This is a genomic window from Pseudoalteromonas sp. PAST1 (genome assembly GCF_021532515.1).
Classification (GTDB): Bacteria; Pseudomonadota; Gammaproteobacteria; order Enterobacterales; family Alteromonadaceae; genus Pseudoalteromonas; species Pseudoalteromonas simplex.
This window is the reverse complement of record NZ_JAKGBH010000004.1, coordinates 34,080-57,153: the sequence shown is the minus strand read 5'-3', so window position 1 is coordinate 57,153 and position 23,074 is coordinate 34,080. Positions and strand designations below refer to the sequence as shown.

Annotated in this window: 15 protein-coding genes; 8 read left to right on the top strand and 7 right to left on the bottom strand. The window is 41.9% G+C overall.

Translation table 11 applies throughout. The features are described from left to right. Window positions 1-23 precede the first annotated feature (23 nt). Together abiEi and L1272_RS02760 are read left to right on the top strand one after the other, a co-directional pair. The gene (abiEi, locus tag L1272_RS02765) at window positions 24-590 is read left to right on the top strand and encodes a type IV toxin-antitoxin system AbiEi family antitoxin (protein ID WP_235372680.1); all 567 of its coding nucleotides are present in this window, start codon (window positions 24-26) and stop codon (window positions 588-590) included. Window position 591: 1 nt separating this feature from the next. Then, the gene (locus tag L1272_RS02760; RefSeq protein ID WP_054553460.1) at window positions 592-1,512 is read left to right on the top strand and encodes a nucleotidyl transferase AbiEii/AbiGii toxin family protein; all 921 of its coding nucleotides are present in this window, start codon (window positions 592-594) and stop codon (window positions 1,510-1,512) included. 7 nt (window positions 1,513-1,519) lie between these two features. Here the strand turns inward: L1272_RS02760 and L1272_RS02755 are convergent, their stop codons facing one another. Next, window positions 1,520-3,454 (bottom strand): RecQ family ATP-dependent DNA helicase, encoded by a 1,935-nt coding sequence (locus L1272_RS02755; protein ID WP_235372679.1) that lies wholly within the window; start codon window positions 3,452-3,454, stop codon window positions 1,520-1,522. A gap of 257 nt (window positions 3,455-3,711) precedes the next feature. On the opposite strand from L1272_RS02755, the gene L1272_RS02750 reads away from it, so the two are divergent. From L1272_RS02750 to L1272_RS02740, 3 genes are all read left to right on the top strand, one after another. After that, on the top strand, window positions 3,712-5,016 hold the full coding sequence (locus L1272_RS02750) for an NAD(P)/FAD-dependent oxidoreductase (protein WP_054563253.1): 1,305 nt from the start codon (window positions 3,712-3,714) through the stop codon (window positions 5,014-5,016). Window positions 5,017-5,136: 120 nt separating this feature from the next. Beyond that, on the top strand, window positions 5,137-7,266 hold the full coding sequence (locus L1272_RS02745; protein WP_235372678.1) for a hypothetical protein: 2,130 nt from the start codon (window positions 5,137-5,139) through the stop codon (window positions 7,264-7,266). 85 nt (window positions 7,267-7,351) lie between these two features. Then, window positions 7,352-7,924 (top strand): manganese efflux pump MntP, encoded by a 573-nt coding sequence (locus tag L1272_RS02740; protein ID WP_119853239.1) that lies wholly within the window; start codon window positions 7,352-7,354, stop codon window positions 7,922-7,924. On the opposite strand, the gene L1272_RS02735 is transcribed toward L1272_RS02740, so the two are convergent. Next, on the bottom strand, window positions 7,921-10,368 hold the full coding sequence (locus L1272_RS02735; protein ID WP_235372677.1) for an EAL domain-containing protein: 2,448 nt from the start codon (window positions 10,366-10,368) through the stop codon (window positions 7,921-7,923). The two genes, L1272_RS02740 and L1272_RS02735, sit on opposite strands and share 4 nt — an antisense overlap. A gap of 145 nt (window positions 10,369-10,513) precedes the next feature. On the opposite strand from L1272_RS02735, the gene L1272_RS02730 reads away from it, so the two are divergent. The 3 genes from L1272_RS02730 to L1272_RS02720 all read left to right on the top strand — a co-directional run bounded on the left by L1272_RS02730 (window position 10,514) and on the right by L1272_RS02720 (window position 13,546). Then, on the top strand, window positions 10,514-11,455 hold the full coding sequence (locus tag L1272_RS02730; protein ID WP_199528803.1) for a GGDEF domain-containing response regulator: 942 nt from the start codon (window positions 10,514-10,516) through the stop codon (window positions 11,453-11,455). Window positions 11,456-11,509: 54 nt separating this feature from the next. Then, the gene (locus tag L1272_RS02725; RefSeq protein ID WP_199528804.1) at window positions 11,510-11,911 is read left to right on the top strand and encodes an Hpt domain-containing protein; all 402 of its coding nucleotides are present in this window, start codon (window positions 11,510-11,512) and stop codon (window positions 11,909-11,911) included. Between the two features lie 129 nt (window positions 11,912-12,040). Beyond that, window positions 12,041-13,546: a phospholipase effector Tle1 domain-containing protein gene (locus L1272_RS02720; protein ID WP_235372676.1), complete on the top strand. Its 1,506-nt coding sequence runs from the start codon at window positions 12,041-12,043 to the stop codon at window positions 13,544-13,546. Between the two features lie 18 nt (window positions 13,547-13,564). Here L1272_RS02720 and L1272_RS02715 read toward each other — a convergent pair whose 3' ends face one another. The 5 genes from L1272_RS02715 to arfA form a co-directional block, all read right to left on the bottom strand. Then, on the bottom strand, window positions 13,565-14,317 hold the full coding sequence (locus L1272_RS02715; protein WP_235372675.1) for a substrate-binding periplasmic protein: 753 nt from the start codon (window positions 14,315-14,317) through the stop codon (window positions 13,565-13,567). A gap of 453 nt (window positions 14,318-14,770) precedes the next feature. Further along, a complete protein-coding gene (locus L1272_RS02710) occupies window positions 14,771-17,404 on the bottom strand; it encodes a glycosyl hydrolase family 18 protein (RefSeq protein ID WP_235372674.1) in 2,634 nt (877 codons plus the stop codon). A 65-nt stretch (window positions 17,405-17,469) separates the two neighbouring features. Then, window positions 17,470-19,077 carry a lytic polysaccharide monooxygenase gene (locus tag L1272_RS02705; protein ID WP_235372673.1) on the bottom strand — a complete coding sequence of 536 codons (1,608 nt, stop codon included), beginning with the start codon at window positions 19,075-19,077 and terminating at the stop codon, window positions 17,470-17,472. A 52-nt stretch (window positions 19,078-19,129) separates the two neighbouring features. Beyond that, complete coding sequence (locus L1272_RS02700; protein WP_235372672.1) at window positions 19,130-22,294, bottom strand: glycosyl hydrolase family 18 protein; 3,165 nt, start codon at window positions 22,292-22,294, stop codon at window positions 19,130-19,132. A gap of 463 nt (window positions 22,295-22,757) precedes the next feature. Continuing rightward, window positions 22,758-22,949, bottom strand: coding sequence for an alternative ribosome rescue factor ArfA (gene arfA, locus L1272_RS02695; protein ID WP_054553449.1), 192 nt, complete (start codon window positions 22,947-22,949; stop codon window positions 22,758-22,760). Window positions 22,950-23,074: the final 125 nt, after the last annotated feature.

Genomic DNA, 23,074 nt, shown 5'->3' with positions numbered 1-23,074 from the left:
AGCACTAAAATAAGTCTACAATAATGACATATAAATATGCCATTAATCATTACTTGAGAAATAAATTGAAAAAGTCAGATGCAATCAAAAAGCTATCAGAATTTGATAAACAAGGACGTTATATTTTTACAATGTCTGATTTTGCAAAGATTTTTTTTGATGATACTAATAGGAGCTTGAGAGCGGGGATTTCTCGACTCATCGATGATGGCTTTTTAATTAGAGTTGCAAATGGCATTTTTATTTACGCTCTTGCTCAGTCAAAAGGAAGTGATACGCTGGAGCTAATTGCAAAAACAATCCGCCGTGGTGAGTACAATTACGTTAGTTTAGAGTCTGCACTTTCAGAGTATGGAATTATTTCACAAATCCCCGTTGGCAGATTGACCATTATGACAACAGGACGCTCGGGTGAATATAAAACGCCTTTTGGTACAATTGAATTTACTCACACTAAGCGAGACCGTTTAGACATTCTAGAAAACACAATGAAAACAGATCGCTCTTTGAGATTTGCAACGAAAAATACTGCTCTAAGGGATTTAAAAAGAGTTGGCCGAAATACTCATTTAATTGCAGAGGAAGCATAAGATGAAAACTGAACAAGAGAACTTTGCGCAACTAGTAAATCTCGCTATGCAAACCACAAATGTTTCTCATATGCGAGCTGTTATAGAAAAAGAGTTATTGCATTACGACATCCTATTTGCTCTCGAACGAGGTGGATTCCTTGATAAGCTGGTATTTCAAGGAGGTACTTCTTTAAGATTATGTTACGGCGGAAATCGCTTTAGTGAAGATTTAGATTTTGCTGGTGGTAAAGAATTCAATTCACTCATGTTAAAAGATATCAAAGCATGTATTGAAAAGTATATTGGCGAAAGATATGGCCTTGAGGTGACAGTTAAAGAACCGAAAGAGTTAAAAAAAGACCCTAAATACTCAGAATTAAAAATTGATAAGTGGCAAGTTGCAGTAGTAACTGCACCACAAAGAAAGGATTTACCCAAACAAAAAATTAAGTTAGAAGTTGCCAATATTCCGGCCTACACAAAGCAGCCTTTACCACTGAATGTGAACTATGATTTTCTGCCTGATGGATACAGCGATACACTGATCTTAGCTGAAACACTCGATGAGGTGATGGCTGACAAAATAATTTCATTACCAGCCACAACAAAGTATGTGCGACATCGAGACATTTGGGATCTTGCTTGGTTGCAACAGCAAGGGGCTCAATTAGATATTGAACTAGTTAAAAATAAAGTTGCTGACTATCAACTTGAGCAATATCAGCCCATGCTCTCTCATTTAATTGATAGGTTACCCGAACTTACCACGAGCCCTGAGTTTATCGGTGAAATGAAACGCTTTTTAGATACCGAAGTATTCGATAGAACTCTCGGTAAAGAAAAGTTTCAGTTGTACTTACAAAACACCCTGACAGAGTTATTCAAGACAGTTCTGTCAAAAATGTTTACCGAAGCTAAAGAGCCTGATTTTAAAATGTAAGACCCTGCTACAACTGCTGTAGCAAGGCTTTAATGTCACTGTAGCGCTGCTGCTCGCAAAGGCCAAAACCTGAAAGCTGCCTGACTTTATTACGGGTAAATAAAGGCACGCTCATGCCCGCTAAAAAGCGGCACTGAGTATCGATGCTGACATCACTAATTCCTTTAGCGGCTAAGTGCTGTTTAAGCTCTGCAACTTTACTGGCAATCACATTTTGCTCAGGCATTTGATGCACTAATGAATAGCTAAGCTTTACTTGCTGGCCTCTACACACTGAACAATGGCCACATTGCTGGGGTGCATTCTGGTCATCAAAATAGCGGGCTAAGTTATAACTTAAGCAGCTATCTAGCTCAAAAAAGCGCACTAAAGTGGCGATACGTTTAATTTCGGCCTGTTCTTTTTCGATAAAATATTGGTGAAGTTGCGGTGCTAAATCTGCGTGGTTTATTACCGAGTTATTCACCTCATACACTTGCGTGATGCGTTTGGTCTCAAGGGCTATATGACCTTTCTCGGCCAAATAATCGAGCGCTGCAACCACACGTTTTCTATCAACTTGAGTGGCACGGGTTAACGCATCAAAATTAAGTGTGCCCCAAATTTTCTTAAACTCAGTGTGTTTGAATACCTGTTGTAAAAACGCTTGTCGGTCAGCATCAAACTGGCTAAGTAGCTCGTTTTGATCCGTTAAAAACTTATATTTAAAATCGGCGTAATAGGCATATAAAGGCGTAATAGCCCCTTGCATTTCTAACTGCACTAGTAAGGTTTTTAACGCTAAAGCACGAATATTACTTTCGCTAGATAAGCTGTACTCTTGCATTTCCCACTGGTTGTTCGTTTGTTCGTTGCGAATGTTATTAATGACATAGTCAATCCCACTTTGCTCGGGCGTGTCGGCATAAACAAAGTTCTCAACGGTATTTAAGCCATCAAGGTTTGCTAGGGTAAAACAGTTTGAAGGCGAACCATCTCGCCCTGCGCGGCCAATTTCTTGGCTATAGTTCTCAATCGATTTTGGCAAATCATAGTGGATCACAAAACGAATATCAGACTTATCAACACCCATCCCAAAAGCAATGGTTGCTACGACGATATTAATTTTACCCGCCATAAAATCGTCTTGAATTTGCCAGCGTTTATCATCCTCAAGGCCTGCATGATAGGCCACTGCATTAAAGCCCGCTCTTGCCAAGCCTTCGGCCACTTGCTCAGCAGTATGCTGTAAGGTGACATAGACAATCCCTGCCCCTTGTTGGCTGGCTATGATATTTGCTAATTGCTGAGGTTTTTCTTGGCTTGCAACACTGAGCACTGATAAATCGAGGTTGCTTCGGTAAAAGCCTGTTTGCACTACACATTCTGGGGCAATGGCAAAACGCTCACACATATCGCGCTTTACTTTTTTAGTTGCGGTGGCGGTAAGTAGCAATACCAACGGAATATTAAGCTCTTCACGATAGCGCGGCAGTTTTAGATAATCAGGCCTAAAGTTGTGGCCCCATTCAGATATACAGTGTGCTTCATCAACCACCAGCATCGAAATAGGCACTTGTTTAATAAATTCACGAAAGCGCTCATTCTTAAAACGCTCAACTGAGACCATTAAAATTTTCACCTTCCCTGCTCGCACATCACTCATTACCGTATGGCTTTGCTCACTGGTTTGGCTTGAATCAAGGCTTGCCGCGTAAATACCTTTGCTATTTAAAAAGCTGATTTGATCTTTCATCAGTGCCAATAATGGCGATACCACTAAGGTCAAGTTGGGTAAGTGCAATGCGGTTAATTGATAGCACAAAGATTTACCTGAGCCAGTTGGAAAAATTGCCAACGACGATTGCTGATTTAATAGCTGCTCAATGGTTTGTTGCTGACCTTGGCGAAACTCATTAAAGCCAAAGTATTGATTCAACGAAGTGTGTAGTGGTGTAGTCATCCTGATCCCTCACTTTCATTCCCTTTTCAGGTAATGATAGGTCTCTTACTGCGAATTAGCCATGTTAACGTGTTTAACTCAATCTCCCAAGGCCATTGATATAACTAAGCGCACTATATTGTTCTTAACAGGTACTGACAAAACCAGTAAAAAGGCGCACAATGGGCGCGTTGCCATGGGTATTGATGGATGGACTTGCAATACCTAAGCGCTTTTTCGCAAGAGTGTTTAGGTATTATACTTTTGAGGGCAACGTAATGATTAACCAACCTCCTAAAATCGTGATAGTCGGTGGTGGCGCTGGTGGCTTAGAGCTAGCAACACAATTAGGACACAAACTCGGGAAAAAACGTCAAGCAGAGATACTTTTAATCGATAAAAACCGCAGCCATATTTGGAAGCCGTTACTTCATGAAGTAGCGACGGGGTCGATTGATGCCGATTTAGACGGCGTTGTATACTCAGCTCATGCAGCAAAACATCATTATAATTTTCAACTCGGCAGCTTTTGCCACTTAGATCAAACCAACAAAACCATCACTTTAAGCGAGTTAAAAGACGAGCTTGGCCACCGAATTTTACCCGAGCGCCAAGTCAGTTATGACTACCTTGTACTTGCTATAGGCAGTGTCAGTAACGACTTTAATACCCCTGGCGTTAACAAGCACTGTTTTTACCTTGATTCAAACCAGCAAGCTGAACGCTTTCAGCATGCTCTACTCGATAACTTCACCCGTTTACATCAAGATGACGACCCACAGCATTCTTTAACCATTGCTATAGTGGGAGGTGGTGCAACCGGGGTTGAGCTGTCGGCAGAGCTTTATCATGTGTCAGACATGCTAAAAATGTATGGCCTTAATAAAATGACCGCGAAACGCTTACACATTGATTTAATTGAAGCGGGGCCGCGAATTTTGCCCGCATTACCCGAGCGCATTGCAAACTCAGCTAAGCGTGAACTGGTTAAATTAGGAGTAACAGTCCGCGAAGGCACGCAAGTAAAAGAAGCCACAGAAAACAGCTTTATTACCAAAAACGATGAACATATCAAAGCCGACATTATGGTTTGGGCTGCGGGTGTAAAAGCACCTGATTTCATTAAAGATATTGGTATCTTTGAGCTCACCCGCAATAACCAAATTAAGGTGAACCAATATCTGCAAAGTAGCGTTAACGACGATATTTTTGTGATTGGTGATTGCTGTGCATTTACTCAAGAAGATGGCACACAAGTGCCACCCAGAGCACAATCGGCTCATCAAATGGCGCAATGTGTTGAAAAAAACCTTATAGCTACACTCAAAGACCAGCCTCTGAGTGCCTTTACCTACAGTGATCATGGCTCTTTAGTTAATTTGTCACGCTACAGCACGGTAGGCAGTTTAATGGGCAACCTAACCAGTAATAGCTTTTTTATAGAGGGTAAAATAGCGCGATTTATGTATATTTCGCTCTATCGTATGCATCAACGTGCTATCCATGGCAGTGCAAAAACTTTTGCACTGTGGATCAGCGAAAAAGTACTCCGCGTTGTTAGGCCAAAAATGAAACTGCATTAAGCTACGGCATAAAGCCGGCAAATTAGTTGTTTGTCGGCTATTTATGCACTTCGTCCCTAGGTAATTGACATCACTCTACAAAGTCATACACTTCAAGCAAGATAGCTCCATGGATTGAAGATGAAAAAAGGTATTTCGCTAACCGTTTTTGCAGTGCTTTGTGCCTGTGGGGCCTACCTGATATTAGATAAACCCACACCCATCGAAGCGATAAGCAATGAAGTCTCGACATCTTCTGCTACTGTCGCTGAACAAAAAAAGGCTACGAGCCTCTTTAAACCATCAAATCAGCCTAATAGCAAAGCAACAGAGCTGGCTAAACTCAAGCTAGCCAAACGCCAGTGTAAGCAACAAAGTTTAAAAGCCACTCAAGCTGCAGCTGATCACAGTCAAATAGAAGCAGCGATTAAACAAGCACTAAAAGACAGCGACTCCCTTGAAGATATTTTAAGTTATTCGGAACTTGTGAAAATATCTTACCGTTCATTTAATACCTTAGTTATTAACGCAATCAAAGAGAATGCAGAACAGCAATTTCAATATGCCTCATCAGTCAACATATTAAAAAGCTGGCAAGGGATTGAGGTCATTGATTATTTTGAAATAGATACAATCAATCAACTAACGGCAATTGATGGACCCCTTAGTCAAAATACTGGCTCAATGATGTTTAATGTGCCATTACCTGAGCAAGTAAACAAAACAGCATTGTACAAACTATTGGATAACAACGATGATTTTAATACCTATTTAAAAACGCCGTTTAAAATCGGCCCATCAAGGCTCATTTCACCATCTATTTTGTTTCTTGTTAATGCTCATGCGCTTAGTTTAACTGAGTTTGAAAACGCAATATCTAGCAAAGAGTTTACTGTTAACGACATTGCTGTGGCTTTAAAAAGCAACTTACCTAATGATTACCTAACAGCGCTCATCTCTCAAACAGCACAGCTAAACGGCTCGCCTACAGCAATGAGTGATGACTTTATGGATGAACAACTGTATTTAAACCTTGCAGATGTCGCTGTGAGTGAATTTAACGTACCAATTTTAAAGTTATTAAGTGAGCGAGGTATTGAGCCCACTAATCAGCCAAATGTATTTACGGCGATGGATATTGCCATTATAAACCTAAAAGGCAGCTCAAATAGCGAAGTCCAGCCACTAGAGAGCAAACACATAGAAACACTAAATTATCTAAAAAAGAAAGGTTATCGAGCTCACGGCGAGCTTGTGCGCGACACACCGAACGATAGACTACTGATGCTTAAATCTTCATTCTTACCGAGTAGCCTTTTATTTGTTGGCGACCAAGTTGCTAATGATGCTTTTTCTCAGTTTATAGGTTTAAAGCTAATCCCAAATAACCTAGCATTTAAACGTAAAGAAAAAGATAACTCTGTAATATCAAAAGCACTCAGCGCCTATGAACTACAAAAACAGCAAGCGAAAAAAATACCTCCTGAGTGTGAAACGATAGATCAGCGGATCAATTCACTAGAAGCGATAAAAACACGCTCTCAAGCACTCAAAGAATTAGAAACACTCGAAGCGCAACAAGGCTTACTTACCCTGGACACCCTTCAAGAAATCGACCCTGTACAAGTTCATAATTGGCAATTCTTGCATTCAAATGAGTATAAATATCAAACCTCAACGCAGTATCAAACCTATAAAGAAGCAATTGTCGAAAAAGACTTTAATACTGTTGCAACGATTACCCAAACAGCAAAGCTCAGTACCCACCAGACAAATATGTTGCTTGCAGCAACAATAGAAAACGCTCAACAATTGACGTCTATTTGGCAAAACAGAGTCGCTCCAACTGCACCTGAAAATCTTTATCTATTTACTAAGTTACCATTAGCACAATGGCAAACATTAGCTGATAACGGCTTTGATTTTTCATTAAAAGACATGCAAAACAACGACATGTATTTTTATGCAAGCATGCATTCAAAAGAAGCCGTTAAGTTTTTAATGAGCCTTGCAGTTGCGCATGACTTTTCTAAACCTGGGCTTGATATTCTCGACCAAGCACTGGAGCAAAGCTATAACACACAAACCCTCGCTGACTATATGCCAAGCGCATTAAAACTTGTTGACCAATATGAGCCTAACCACTTTCGTCGTGCCGAGCGTCTAAAAATTTTTGTTCCTGATGTTTATGAAGAGCTTATTAAACTTGAGCCAAAACTTGCACCCAAAGATGGCACTGTAATGAATAACTATCTGTACAGCGCTTATTAAGCCTCTTACTAATTTGAGCTGTAAATTAACCTATCTGTTTACGGCTTAGCCGCGTATAATGCCCACTTTTTGTGGGGCGCAAAAATTGAATATTATTACGCTAAGCGTTTTGTCGCTTGCAATGTCGACTGATGCTTTTGCAGCTTCAATCACCAAAGGCAGTACACTTAAAAACCCTCGTGTTCTGAGTGCAATCAAGCTTGGTTTATTGTTTGGCTGTATCGAAGCTATCGCACCGATTGTTGGCTGGCTGATTGGCAGTGCCGGTGCAGATTACGTTGAAGCCTTTGATCACTGGATTGCTTTTGTGTTGTTAGTGGGTTTAGGCATTCATATGTTGCTTGAGAGTCGTAAAGAAGATGACGACGATGAAGAGGAACTTGCACCGAATACCAAGCGCTCTTTCATTGCCACACTACTAACTGCCGTTGGCACCAGTATAGATGCGATGACAGTAGGTATCAGCCTTGCTTTCATGAAAGTGAATATTTACCTAGCTGCCGCCATGATAGGCCTAGCAACCACAATTATGGTTACCATCGGCGCGCTACTTGGTAACGTAATGAGTGGCTGGGTAGGCAAAAAAGCCGAAGCAATTGGCGGTGTTGCACTTATTTTTATCGGCTGTGGCATCCTATACAGCCATACCATGGCTTAAACTAATAGCTTATCAAACTCTTCTTTGGGCATGGGCTTATAAAAATAGTACCCCTGCCCAAGTTCACAGCCTAAATCGATCAACTTATTTAGGTGCTGTTTTTCTTCTACTCCCTCGGCAACAATTAATAGACTTAATGAATGAGCTAAGCTTGTTATTGTCTTGACTATATCCATACTCTGCGAATCAACCATCATGTCTCTAACAAATGATTGATCTACTTTTAAAACATCGACCGGAAAAAGCTTTAAATATGAAAGACTGGAATAACCCGTTCCAAAATCATCAATCGCAATAGTCAGGCCAAGCACCGCTAAATCATTCAGCATACTCTTAGTTACTTCAAAATCTTCCATTAACGCACTTTCTGTAACTTCTAATTCGAGCAATTCACTCGGTAAGCCCGACATTTGGAGAGTTTGCGCCACAAAGTTGCAAAAGTTTTTATCCGTAAACTGCTTTGCTGAAATATTGACAGCAACCTTGATACGAAAGCCTTTATCTAACCACTCCTTTGCTGCGTAACAACTTTGCTTTAAAACTGACTCACCAAGAGCGTTAATAAGTCCAGTCTCTTCAGCTAAAGGAATAAATTCAACTGGCAATATAATTTGATTATTAGTATCTCGTAACCGAACAAGTGCTTCAACACCGACTATTTTTTGTGAACCCAGTGCGACCTTGGGTTGATAATAAACTTCTATCTTGTCGTTTTCTATCGAAGTACGAATCAGTTTTTCAACATTTTGGCGCTGTTTAAACTGATGCTCTAAATCATCTGAGTAATAACAAAAGCGATTACGTCCTTGCTCTTTCGCTTTATACATAGCAGCATCAGCATGAGTCATCATATCTTCTGCTGTCACTGATTCTCTAGGATAAATGCTAATACCTACACTCACTGACAAAATATAAGGTTGTTCATCAATTTTGAATGGTTCACTCATTGTATTAATGATGTCAGTAGCAATCACATCAATAATTGATGTTAGCTTTATTTCAGGGATTAATATCGCAAATTCATCACCGCCGATCCGCGCTAATGTGTAGTTTAAATCAATTAAAGATTCTAATCGCTTCGCAACAAGTTTAATTATTAAATCACCTTGTTGATGACCAAGTGTGTCATTCAAGTATTTAAAATGATCAATATCAATTAAAATTAAAGCAACTTGTTGCTCCTTGCTCTTGGCTACTTTGCAAGCATAGGAGACTCTATCATAAAGCAAGACTCGATTAGGCAAGTCGGTTAGTAAGTCATGATTAGCAAGGTGACTCATTTTAACTGCCATTGCCACTGACTCACTAACATCGTGAAAAACGATGATCCCACCACTGACACGACCATCATCATCACGAATTGGCGCAGCAGAATCTTCGACTCGATAAACACGGTTATCTAATGCTGTTAATTGGGTATTTAACGACATAGCAACAATACGATTTTCTCGCAAAGCAAGTAGGATAGGATTAACTAGGTTTTGTCCTGAATACGCATCAGTCAACTTCATCACGTCATCAATATGTTTTGCCTGAGCCTGCTGTGCTGAATAACCCGTTAGCTTTTCAGCAATGGGATTCATAAACGTAATATGGGCTTCATTATCTGTTGCGATAACCGCATCACCAATCGAGTTGAGCATTACTCGCAATCGCTCAGACTCAGCAGCTAATAACTTTTTAGTGCGCTTAATTGATGTAATATCCGTAAGCGTCAATATAACGCCTACCGCTTGTCCTTCATGAAATTGTAAATTAATTTGTGCCCTAACATGCTCAATATTATCGCTCGGATCGACAAACGGTACATTTAACACTTCCTGCGGCTTTTGCTCTTCTAAACAGTTATGCAAAGCAAGGTATAGATCATCAGGAAGAATATCTTTAGCTCTGTGGCCAATCATCTCATTGCCACTTACGGCAAACCACTGACAAGTCATGTCATTATTAAAAAGGTTTAGCTCTTGCACTGACCAATAAGAAATAAATACCGGAACTTGAGCTATTAGTGCCGCAACGTCATCTTTTGCAGTACTTATTTGCGCTTCCTGTTGCTTCATTTTTAGATGATTTACTATTCTCAACCGACATAGATTTAAGTCTACAGGCTTATGAATTAAATCAACTCCACCATTCTCAAAACTCTGATACTCAAATATTTGTTCATTATGCGAGGTAACAAAAATAACGATTGATAGGGCTGTTAGTGGGTTTTGTTTAATTGCTTTGCATACTTCGAAGCCATTCATATTTGGCATTTCAATATCAAGTAAAATAATATCGGGCCTGAATGAAAATGCTACGCCTAAGGCTCCAACTCCTGACGCACATCCAATAACTTCACCTAAATCACCAAGAGCCTCAGTCATCACCAATAGACTTGTAGGTTCATCATCAACAACGAGTATTTTACTCTGCCGATTATTTAGATGAGAAAAAAGCAAGACTATGACCTCAATTAATGTAACTAAAAAAACTCTAGTCCTATCTCATCAGTAGCGCCAATAAAAAATATAATTTTCCATTCTTTAGTTGTAGAAATTCTAAAAATTCAGTCTATGCTTAATCAACACTCAGGGAGAAGATAATTTGCAATCTAATGAAGTAAATAACAACAAACTGATTGATGATTCCATCATTTTGATAGTCGATGACGAGCCAATCAATGCGACTGTCATTGAAGGCCTACTAGCATCACATTTTAAAACCCACACGATTAATTGTGGTGAAGAAGTGATGTCTGTTTGTGACTCTATTAAACCCGATCTAATATTGTTAGATGTCATGTTAGGGTCTATGAGTGGTCTTGATGTGTGTAAAGAGCTAAAAGCTCACCCTTCTTATAAAGATATTCCGGTTATATTCATCACTGCAATTATGGATCAAGAAGAACAAAACCAATGCTGGCAAGCAGGCGCTGTGGATTTTGTAGCTAAGCCAGTCTATGGTGTAACCCTTCTAAACAGAGTGACTGCACACCTAACATTAAAGAAACAAGCAGATCTTTTAAAACAACAGACACAGCAAGACAGCCTAACGGGATTAAAAAACCGCCGTTCTTTAAATACGACTCTGACGCAAAACCTATTACTTGCGAAACGTCATAGTCAGGCACTATCTGTGCTGATGATCGATATAGACTGGTTTAAACAATACAACGATCAGCTTGGACATCAACAAGGCGACAACTGCTTAATAAAAGTAGCTACAGAAATCAAAAATAGTATTAACCGACCAACAGACACAACTATTCGCTACGGTGGTGAAGAATTCCTCTGTATTTTACCTGATACCGATATTCAAGGAGCACAGTTTATTGCTCATAAGCTATTGGCCAACATTAAAAATCTAGCTATTAAACACCCAACTACAGAGTCAGGAATAGTCTCTATAAGCGTGGGAAGCGCAACACTGTCAGATGATAAAAATTTTACTCCAGAAAATTTAATCAACAGTGCAGATACAGCGCTATATCAGGCTAAACAACAAGGAAGAAATCGCTGCGTTTGTATTATCGCAACCAGTGAATAATTTAAATTTTTGTAGATTTTTTCAAAATGACATAACTATAAAGGCAAATAAAAAATGAACAGTGAGATGTCAGGGAAGCAGCAAAAAACAGACTCGAAAAGCGAAAGTTTAGAATTGAACCATTGGAATAAAAAAGCTGCACTTTACCGACTCATGAACAATGAGGTCTTGCTCATTAGAGTAAGCAAAATGTTTTTAGATAGTTCTCATGTCAAATTAGCGTCACTATCTCAGTCCATACAGAACAGAGACTTTAAAACAACTACATCAGCCAGTTATTCACTTAAAGGAGCCTGCGGCGATTTAGGTGCTACAAGATTAGATCAGCACCTAAGCGAATTAATTGTATTAATCGCCAATGAGCGTCACCCTTTTGAGGAGATACAATCGAAATTATTTGAAATAAAAAAAGACTACCAAGTATTACTGACAATCTTACAAAAATACACCTCTTGATAAACCACTTAGTTTTAATTTAGCAACCACGTTAGCGTAGCATCAAAAATGCTCGTCTAGGTGAATCTTTGTCTTCAAATTTTCATAAAGTGGGAGTATGTTTATACAAACCACTAAAGGAATGACGCTATGACCGCTAAAACGCTGATTTTCAACTTTGATGGCACAGGCAGTGAGCCTCGTGATGCTGAACAATTCAGCGCCGCACATTTCAAAGAAGACGCCAGTATTTCTAATATTCTTAAACTTCATTTATTGTTCGGCGGCGCACTCAATAGCGAACCCGCAACACCATTTCCAACTCAACTTAGCTTTTATTATCAAGGTATAGGCACCCAAGGTAGTCGCTTTCGACGTTTATTCAATCAAGCCCTTGCGCCAAGAGGTGATGATGTTGCCAGCATTTTAAATCGTGCTATGAGCGACTTTAAAAGCTATTACAATGTAGGCGACAAGATACTTCTAACTGGTTTTAGCCGCGGTGCTGCTCTTGCTAGGCGCTTTGCCAAATGTTTAGAGCCACTTATCAGTAATGATGTGTACTTATGTGTATTCGATACCGTTGCATCAATAGGCTTTTCGAAAGTAACAAAAGCAACCCGCGGTGCTGAGCATGTCATTTTTGAAAACTACACACTAGCAAGCAATATAAAAGCTGCCCTTCATTGCGTGGCACTTGATGAAAAACGCCGTGCATTTGAACCCACACTTATAAACAGTGCACCGCATGTGCAAGAGATCTGGTTTGCAGGCGCCCATTCTGATGTGGGTGGCGGCTATTATCGTGATGGCTTAGCAGACATTTGCCTGCGCTATGCGATTGAGTGGCTGATTGAACAAACCGTTGCATTAAACTTACTTACCAGCGCGGATATCAATTACAACACTCTGCTCCCAGAAGAGCATCGTAACCTCATTGCACAAGATGATGTAACCGTTACCCCAGATCCGCTGGCTCTTAGTCATCAGCAAAACTATTTTTGGTTTAACCCGTTGTTCAAACTGGTAGATCGCGAATGCTGTGTATTGGTTGATAACGAACAAAGCACGCTCGCACCAACCATTCATTACACAGTAGCAGAGCGCATTAATCGCCTAACGAGCTATCGTCCGGAGTCGTTAAAAAGCCTTCATTACGATGTACTTTATAGCGATGAAACCCGCTTGAAATTTAAAGGCTTAAGCCCACATATTGCGCTTGATAAACAAAATATGACGGTGTTGGGCATAGACGAAAGTAAAGATGTGTTTGTGTATGGCGCTGAAAAGTACAATCACACAGGCTTAATGTTAGAGCAAGGTGGCACGTACCGATTTACGCCTTACCCAGAGCAAACTTGGTATGACGACGGCATTAGTTGCGGACCTGCAGGTTGGCACCGCGACAATATCCAACTTGGGGTGAAAGAAATCCCAATGGCCGTGCTTGAACCGTTTAGACGTTTACCCCACGCACAATGGTTTGCGCTAATTGGTGCTATCGATAACAACGACGATCATTTATTTGAAATTGCTGAGGGTGCTGATATTCGTATTGCTAAATCAGGTGAGCTTTGTCCTTTTGCCAACGACCTAAACCGCTTTTATGGGGCGAATGCGGGGCGAATTAAATTGCGTGTGACTCGTTTAGGATAATTTAGTGATTAGGCTAGCTTAGTGCTTAACATAGCGAGCGATAATCTCGGTTATCGCTTGCTGGTTGTTTATAATTGCTGAGTTAATAGCTGCTCTGTCTTCTGCTAAAAGGGTTGTTTCACTCAGCATAAAATGGACGCTGTCATTATTGACAATATACGGATGCAACTCGATCCCCTGCTGGTTATTTTTTTGAATTAAATATAAACCGGCTAATTCATCATCAACAAAAAAATCGACCCGCTTAGCAACCAGCATAGCTAGCCGCTGGCGCAAAGAGGGTACAGTAACGAGTAGCTCTTTATACTTTGGTTCTTCTTTTAAATGAGTAAAGTCAGATCCAAAGTAGCTCCCGCTGTTAGTTAAAATAACTTGCTGATGTTCGAGCAAACCTTGCAAGTCTAAAGACTCTAACCGGCCATGAGGATACCAAAACAAGCGCATCTCTTCATTACGGTAAGGCTCTGAAAAAAAACTAAAAGAGTCACGCTCTGTGCTATAACTTGCGGCAGGTAGTAAATCGACTTTACCGTGTTTAAGCTCTGTAAACCCGCGTTTAGATGAAGGCATGACGACGTATGTTGCACAAAACCCTGCCTCATTTAGTACTAAGTTGACCACATCGATATCAATGCCGATGAGTTCACCGTTTTGCGTAAAGACATAAGGCGCCCACTGCTGACTAATTCCCACTTTTAAGGTTTTATCGCAGCTAAATACCGAGTTACTAAATACAAAAACGGTAAGTAAAAACAACGCACTTAACCTCATTTATCCACCTTAGCTTAAATACTTACAGATCATATTATTCAAGTATGGTTGATAATGCCTGAAAGATCAGTGTATGAAATGAGAAACAGAAAGTTAGTAAGTTTTAAGGGGAAAGTTCCGAAATGCGAGGTGGCAGCCCGTAGGACTGGCTTTAGCCGGGAAATGTTTTAAGTTAGCGAGTTTCAAGGGGAAAGAGTAAAGTTAAGAGATTCGAGGTGCGAGATACGAGTCTGTAGCAGAGTTTTTACATCACGCCCCAGCGCCTATGTTTTCCCCGTAGGCGTGAAACTTGTTTCGCGCGTCTGAAGATAAGAAATTTGAAAAGGTTTACATGGATTATGTTGGGTTTCACTCCGTTCTACCCAACCTACTTCCCCCACAAAAAAGCAGCCATGCGGCTGCTTTAAAGGGAAATCACATTTTAATGATGGGCATTAAATGTGGTTATTACACTTAAAGTGCTTTCCATACATCCGCGACGCCTGGCTCGTCTCCTTGAGTCCACCATTTCGCTTCGTATTTATTACCTTGGTGAGTGACTTGGTCACCACCGTTGTAGATACCCGCAGCTTGCCACACAACATCACCATTACCGTCGGTTGGTTGTGAGCTAGCTTCCCATGGGCCACCTAAATCAGGGCGGTCACCTTGTGTCCACCATTTAGCTGTGTACTCAACGCCGTTATAAATCACCGTATCACCACCAACATAAGTCGCTGCTGCATCCCATGTGGTTTCACCATTTGGCGGAGTTGTTGTACCAGAATCTGTCACGGTGACATTAAAGCTCACTGCTGTAGCAGTTTGACCATCGCTTACTGAAACCGACACAACATAACTTGTATCTGCATCAACGCTGCCCGCTTGTAAGCTCACATCAGCACCTGAGCCCACTAACGTTAAGCCTGCTGGCACACTCCAGTTGTATGAAAGTGCATCGCCATCAGCATCAGATGCCGAAACCGCCACAGCCACACTCGCGTCTTCTGCTACGGTTTTATCTGCAATTGCTGCAACCACTGGTGCTTGGTTCTCGCCTGTCGTTGGTGCAACTACATTCACTGTAACGTTACGGCTTACACTTGCCTCACCATCGCTCACACTCACAGCAACCGTGTATTGCGTATCAGCAGTCACTGATGGCGCTGTGATAACAAGGGTATTTGAATTTTCACCGCTTACTGTTAACGCGCTGTCAGCTGTCCAGCTAAAGCTTAGCGGATCGTTATCAGCATCTGTTGCCGATGCACTAATAGATACACTTTCGCCCGCATTCACAGATACGGTACTTGATACAGATAGCACTGGCGCTCTATTGCTAGGCTCAGTTACTGTGCCACCAAGCGCTTCGTGCATAGCGTTAAGAATATCGCCATTATCAGCGTCAATTTCCCATGCAAACAGACCACCTAGATTATATTGATTAACATAAGCACCTTTTGCCAAAACAGAACGACGGTTATCGTATGTAATTAATTTACCGTTACTGCGGTTCCATACATAAGCGGCTTCGGCTTGTTCGTCATAACCTGTTTCAAACCCATTGATGCCATTTTCTGCAGCGCCCAGCATGTAAGTTTTGATGCCTTTATAATCAATTACACCATCTTCCCATACGCCTTGCGCTGTAGTGCCTTTAAGTTTGCCGTTGCCCGGTGCTGTCATAGGGTTATCAGCGATAGTGGCATTTTCTGGATAAACGCCTTCCCAGCCACGGCCATACATAGCGGCACCTACCACGATTTTCTTCGATGGTACGTTTTGCGCAAGTAGATTTTGCACTGCGTTATCAGTTGTGTAAGCAGGGCCTTTATATGGAACGCCTTCTTCATCAACACCTGTGCCATCACACTGACCAACACGGAAATGCGATGAACAATAAAGCGCAGCCTGATGGCCAGTTACATTGCTCCATGCACCATAGTAGTCGTAGCTCATTAAGAAAATGTAATCCATATATTGTTGAGCTTGTGAGTAGTCGACATCTTCAATTTTGTCGTAACCCGCACCAATCGCTGATGTTAACTCATACTCACGACCAGTCTCTGCTTCAAGCTTATCAAGCATCGCGCGCAGCTCTTGCATTAACGCAACGTATGCTGGGCCGTCAGCAACTGGGTCGCCTAAGTTTGGATTAGCCCCCTGACCACCCGGGTATTCCCAGTCAATATCAACACCGTCGTAGAACTTCCACGTTCTTAAAAACTCTTCCATTGATGCCACAAACGTGTCGCGATTTGCTTTATCGGTAAAGTAGGCAAATGGGTCTGATAAAGTCCAACCACCCACTGATGGTAAAATTTTCAGATCAGGATAGCGCTGCTTTAACGCCATTAACTGCGAATATGTACCACGAATTGGGTCATTACTATCAACACCCGGTAGCGCTTTTTGAATCGCAGCCCATGGGTCGTGGATCACAACTTCAAAATCTTGCGAACCCGCACAGGCAGTATTTAACGCGTTTTTAGGGCCACCTGTTAACGAGTCATTAGGTCCACAAATTGGAATAAACCCATACAAGATATGACTGAGGTTTTGTGCTGGTATATTGGTTACGTCGAAATCGCGACCATAAATACCCCATTCAACAAAGTAGGCACCGGTAACAAGACCATCTTTGGTGCCAATATCTTGGTTGTTTGGATCATAATCCATCGGCAATGGCGCTAAGTGACCGCCATCTGTATCGGCAATAACAATTGGCTTACCTTCACTGCGCGCGCAGGTGGTACCGCCTTCACATAGTTCTACATATAATGTGTGACGACCTGCTTTATCATACGGGAAGCTAATAACACCACTTTTAGTGCCTGCTGCCAGCGAGCCTTCATTAACCAACATATCATCGAAGTACACTTTATAGCTGTCGCCGCCATCCCCACTCCATGCGTTCCATTCAATGCTGATAGTGACTTCATCAACGCGGTTCACTAAGCTCTTGTATGAGCCTGTACCTTCAAGATCAACCTCAACAAATGAGTACTCTTGTGGCTCCCAAATAATGGTTGGTGTTGAAGGTGCTGCATTCGCTGCACTTGCAAAGAGTGCAACACCAATGGCTGCGCTTAATTGTTTTATATTCATGATTCTCTCTTATCTGTTTTTATATAGCGTTACGCTGTTATTGATAAAGTTTGAACTACAAAACTTTAGATTTCTGTCCATACTTGGCTGGCACCCGGTACATCTCCTTGGGTCCACCACTGCGCTCGATAGCGCTGTCCTTGATAGGTTACTTCGTCGCCGCCTTGATAGGCTTTGCCGCTGTTCCACTCGATTGATGCACTGCCAGATTCAAGCTGCCATGCATCACTACTATCTGGTTGTGCGCCTTGGTTCCACCATTTCGCACTGTAAACGCCGCCGTTAAAACTCACTTTATCGCCCGTGTTGTATTGGCTTGTGCTATTCCAAGCAGGCACGCTCGGATCAACAGGGTCAGGGTCGACCACAGTGCTATTGAGCACAGTCACGGTAAAACTTACTTGGCTTGTGAGCTCGCCATCTGACACCGATACTCTTACGGTGTAGCTTGTATCAGCATCTACAGAGGGGGCATTTAGCGTGATGTTGGCATCGCTACCCGTAAAGCTCAGTGGTGCAGGTACATCCCAGCTATAAGTTAATGTGCTTTGTTGATCATCAAAGGCGTGTAGGTGTATCGCGGTGCTGCTTTCTTCTTCGACTTGAAGGTCATCTGGTTGATGAATTATTGGCGCGGTATTGTCAGGAGCCGCTTGTACGCTTAGTGCAAAGCTGTAATTTGCATTCGTTGTAAAGACCTGATTAGTCATTAAATCAGACGCATCAAAGGCAATATCTCCAGCGCTATTTTGCACGCCAATATTAACTAAGTGCGCGTAATTAAGGTTTAACAGTGCTGCAAATTCAGCCTGCCAATTAGCTTGGTTATCAGCTGTGATCTGCATTTGTTGAGTGAGTAACTCTTGGCCATTTTCATCAAATAACCTCGCTGACACTCTACCGCCAACCTCAGCGTCTTGTCCTTGACGAACAAAGTAGCTGATTGCTGTCCAATCGCTTGGCTCTGTTGGGGTCGCATCGCTAACGATATTGATATCGCTACAGTTGTAGAAGCCCTCGCCACCGGCATCATCTCGTTGCCAACGCGTATATAAAATGGCATCACCACTGCGCCCTTGTGGGATAGACACGCTCATTTCATAGTAACGGTCGTTGTTAGCATCAATGCTAAAATCAAGATTACCGTACTCTTCAACAAGCTCTAGATCATCCCAAGTAAGCACTTGAGTCGCACTATCAAAGCCCGGTTTTGTTAAATAAAACTGCCAGAAACTCGGGTTATGCGGCGTACTTGCTAAAAAACGCACTAAAATATCGCCATTCGCATTAGGAATAACCTCACTGCGTTGCCAATGTGCTGAAGGTAAATCCATACCGCGTTTTTCAGGGTCGCCTGCGGCACATAATCGGCCATCAGGCACGCTTTGCTTTACTGCATCAAGGCTTGTGTAATCAATGGTATTAGCTGAAAATTCAATGTCTTGCACAAACTGTACATGCCCTGCTTCAACAAACGCTGCACGACAAGCAAGGTTAGGAATACCCGTACCATCAGCAGGCCACCAGTACCCACCATCAGCATTACATATCGCTTGACGAGCCTTCGGGCTTTCTAAAAATCCGTGGGCATTCACATGGCTTGATGCACAGGCAAGCAGCATACTGGTTGCCACTGCCGATAAAGACAATGCCTTTGATTTCATTACTTTCATTGTTGTTCTCGCTGTAGAAATGCGGAGCAAAGTGCTTGCTCCGCTTAGTTGGTTAAAGCGTGCAACTCACCGTCCAGTCAGCAGATGTGCCTGGTTCTGTGCTCGTCCACCACTTTGCTTCGTAAATCACGTTGTTGTGATTCATTAGGTCGCCGCCAACAGCATGGCTTGGATTACCAGCCCAATCAGTTTGCGGCCAATTTGGATACACAGGGATGCTTGCTACATCAACACCATTACAGCTTCCCTCGCCACCCGTATCACCACCGGTGTCACCGCCAGTATCACCACTGCCGGCAGTGCCATCTGGTAGCATTGGGTATTCGTATTTGAAGGCGTAAGTTTTGCCATTTTTCTCAATCGTGAAGTTAGTTGGCCCCGTAATTGGCATGTAGTACATAACTTGCGCCTCAACGGTTTCACCTGTGTTAAATGACTTTTCGATACCGCCCCACTCATTCACTAAGGTGATTGAAAAACGATGAAACTCATTTTCAAAGCCGCCGATATTATCGCCAGCCGCATTAGAGCCATTCGCTTCAACAGCCATGCCGAGCTTTTCTTGTGCATTCCAATTTGATTTGAAAATTGCCGAGGTAGAAACGGGCACATCAAAGCTGATTTTTGCGCCGCTTAAGTCGATACCTGAGTTATTGTTGAATGCGAATGTAGGTGCGATTGGGTAGTTATCATCACCAATTGGAAAGTCTTTCACTGTAAAGCTTACGTCAACCGCTTCGCTTGGCAGGGTGAAATCGACATTACCTTGATGAGTGCTGTAAGCCACACCACTTTGGTTAAATTTATCGTAAGCAAGTGTGGTTAAGCTTGAGCCCATGAAGTACTCACCTTTCGCTGAGTCATAATCATAGTCACCGGCAAGCTCCCAGAACATGATGCCGCCAAGACCATTGTTGATAACATAATCAACTTTAGTTGCCATTGATTGCTCATCTTCAATTGATAAGAATACCTTTTTCTCTGCATTCCATAGCCATGGAGCAACCGCTACATCATCGTAAAAACGTGTATAAGTACCCGTTAATACATCATCTGCATCAGTTTCTGGCGTTAGACCATAGATTTCAAGGTAAGAAGGGTTAATGCCATTTTCAAGATTTTTCGCATGCCATAGTGGGTTAGAACCTGCTGGCATTTCTTCACCAACATCGTTCTTATCGTGCCATAGGTTATCAATGCCGAGTGCGCCATTACCGCATTGATTTTTCTCACCAACGCCAGTCCCTTTCGCACATTTTGATTGATCTGGTAGCGCTGCTTGGCCCCATAAACCATTAGTACCACCGGATACATCTTTAAAGCCACGGGTATAATATGGAATACCAATATTGATTCGACCTGCAGAGACCGCACCGCGGAAGTAACGCACAGCCCAATCCGTATTTAAGTAGCCAATACCTTCAAACTCAGCGGTGGTATAAACGCCCCATTGCGCTAATTCAGAATCAAGACCGGTATCAAACAAGGCTGCGTTATGGCCTACATGTGAATTCCATGCACCATGTAAGTCATAAGACATAATGTTAACGTAGTCGAGATACTTCACGCTTTGGAATGTTTCCATGCCACGTAATAAGTAACCTGAAGATGGCGAAGCAATCGTTAGTAAGTAATGTTTACCTGCCTTTTCACCTGCAATATCAAGCTCTTCACGTAGTTTTTGCATCAATACACGATACGAGGCGTTAAGACCTGCGCGACGAGCATTAGAGATAGGAAAATCATCAGGGTGGCCTGAGTCATTCATTGACGATGGGTATTCGTAATCAATATCGACACCATCAAAACCGTAGGTTTCAATAAACTCAACGGCACTTTTCGCAAAGGCATCAATCCCCGCTTGGTTCACTGAGCCATCGGCATTGGTTGTCATCGTGTAGAAACCACCGCTGTTTACGCGAGTACCGTCTTCACCAAAATAACCACCTGTTTCAGCCCAGCCACCTACAGAGATTAAGGTTTTTACATCTGGGTGTTGTTTTTTGAATTTATTGAGTAAGTTAAAGTGACCTGTGTAACTAAAGCTTGGATCCATTTCAGCGCCTGTAACGCCCGGCCAAGTCATGTTTGTCGCTGGGTTGCCAGCTGCATTTGGATCACCTATCGAGACCTTGTTATTACCATCAACATGCGCAAAGGCATAGTTGATATGGGTGATCTTGTCCCAAGGAATATCGTTAACTAAGTAGCTTGGCTGGCCATTGGCACCATTTCGCCAACTCGTAAAGTAACCAATAACGCGGCGTGGATGATCTGGGCCCATTTTCTCGCGGCCATTTGCATCATACACGCTACAATATGGGGTATTTACACCCGGCGTTTGGTATAAACCTTGCGGTTTACAATCTGTGCCTGGCTCTGTTGCTTCAACAACATTCACAACTTTGCTTTGTGTATCCGTCGCGCCTTCGTTATCGGTCACCGTTAAGGTAAATGAAAATTGCCCAAGTGCTGGAGCCTGCCACGTGTAACTTGAAGAAGCAGCACTTGCTTGATGAACTTCAGTGCTGTTTTCAGTTAACGATAACGCGGTCACTTGACCATCGCTATCAGTGCCAGAAAGCGCAAACACCACACTGTCACCCACAGTTACTTGTGACGGCAGTGAGCTAAATTCAATGCTTGCCACCGGTGCTTGGTTGACCGGCTCAACGTCATCAGACACATTCACTGAATGTGCAACCGCTGTAGAGGTTAGCCCTAAATCATCCGTTGCGACCGCGCTGATTACATGGCTGCCTTGGGTTGCTTGCCAGCTCGCTGAATAAGGTGCGCTTGTCACAACACTCAGCGAAGTACCATCAACAAAAAACTCTACACTTGCCACACTACCATCAGGATCAGCAGCGATCGCACCTATGACAACGCTGTCACTTATGGTAAATAAAGAACCCTCTGCGGGTGTTAAGCTGCTAATTTGAGGTGCTTGATTTTCATTGACAACGCTGTCACAAACACCCAATAAACGCCACTCTTGATCGACACCAGAAGTCTCCACAGGGTTGGTTTGCGTCCACCACTTGGCTTCATAAGCGCTACCTTGTGCTTGAACCTGATCACCACCAACATGAGTTTGCCCTTGTTGCCACACTTCTAAGTTGCTGCAATCAATCGCAGCCTGTGCTGTAAAGCCGTATAAACCTAGTGACAGCGCACTCAGTTTAAAGGCATTTTTTATTAATTTATGCGAGCTCATTCGCTCCCTCCGCCCAAAGTTTTAATAACATTTATTTTACAAATCCAACTTTAAAGTAACACAAAGCGCTATTACGTCAAGTTTTCATTTACCTATAAAGGGTAAAATAAACACACTTTTTGATGCAAAATTTAAATATAAACACTAAAAAAGAATTAATTATTTTTATTGAAAAGCAAAAACGAGGATGATTCTACAGAGTAAAAATGAACATGAAATTAACAATATTTTAACCACAAAAGTACGGTTTATCTGGTTTGCGCACAAAATAGTCAGAGGTTATGTGAGGTAAAACAAAAATAATTACCGTATCGATTCTGGGTATATAACGAATAAATTAGTTTTTAGGTAAAAATTTCTATTAAAATTGGGGGAAATTTATTCTTAACACGAATTTTAGTCATAAAAAAAGCAAACACTCAGTGTTTGCTTTTCACAAAAATCCTATTTGATCACAACTTAATTAAGCAGCGATTAAATAGGACTCTCGTCCTGCATGTTTTGCCTTACGTTGATAAGCACCTTTACCTTTTTTAGGTTTCTCTACTTTTGCTGTGAACAGCTTAGATGTCACCATTGCGGCGTACACATTGTCGTTGATTACACCACGACCAGTATCAACTTGGCCTTGTGCGCGTTGTTTCTTTTTGCTCATTTTTTGCTCCTATTAAACGTGCTGCGAGTATATACCTAGCCAAGCTCTACGCAAGTATTTTTAATAAAAAAACGATGATTTTTTACCCCTTATTTTGTCTTACTTGTTTTGACTAAACACCATTC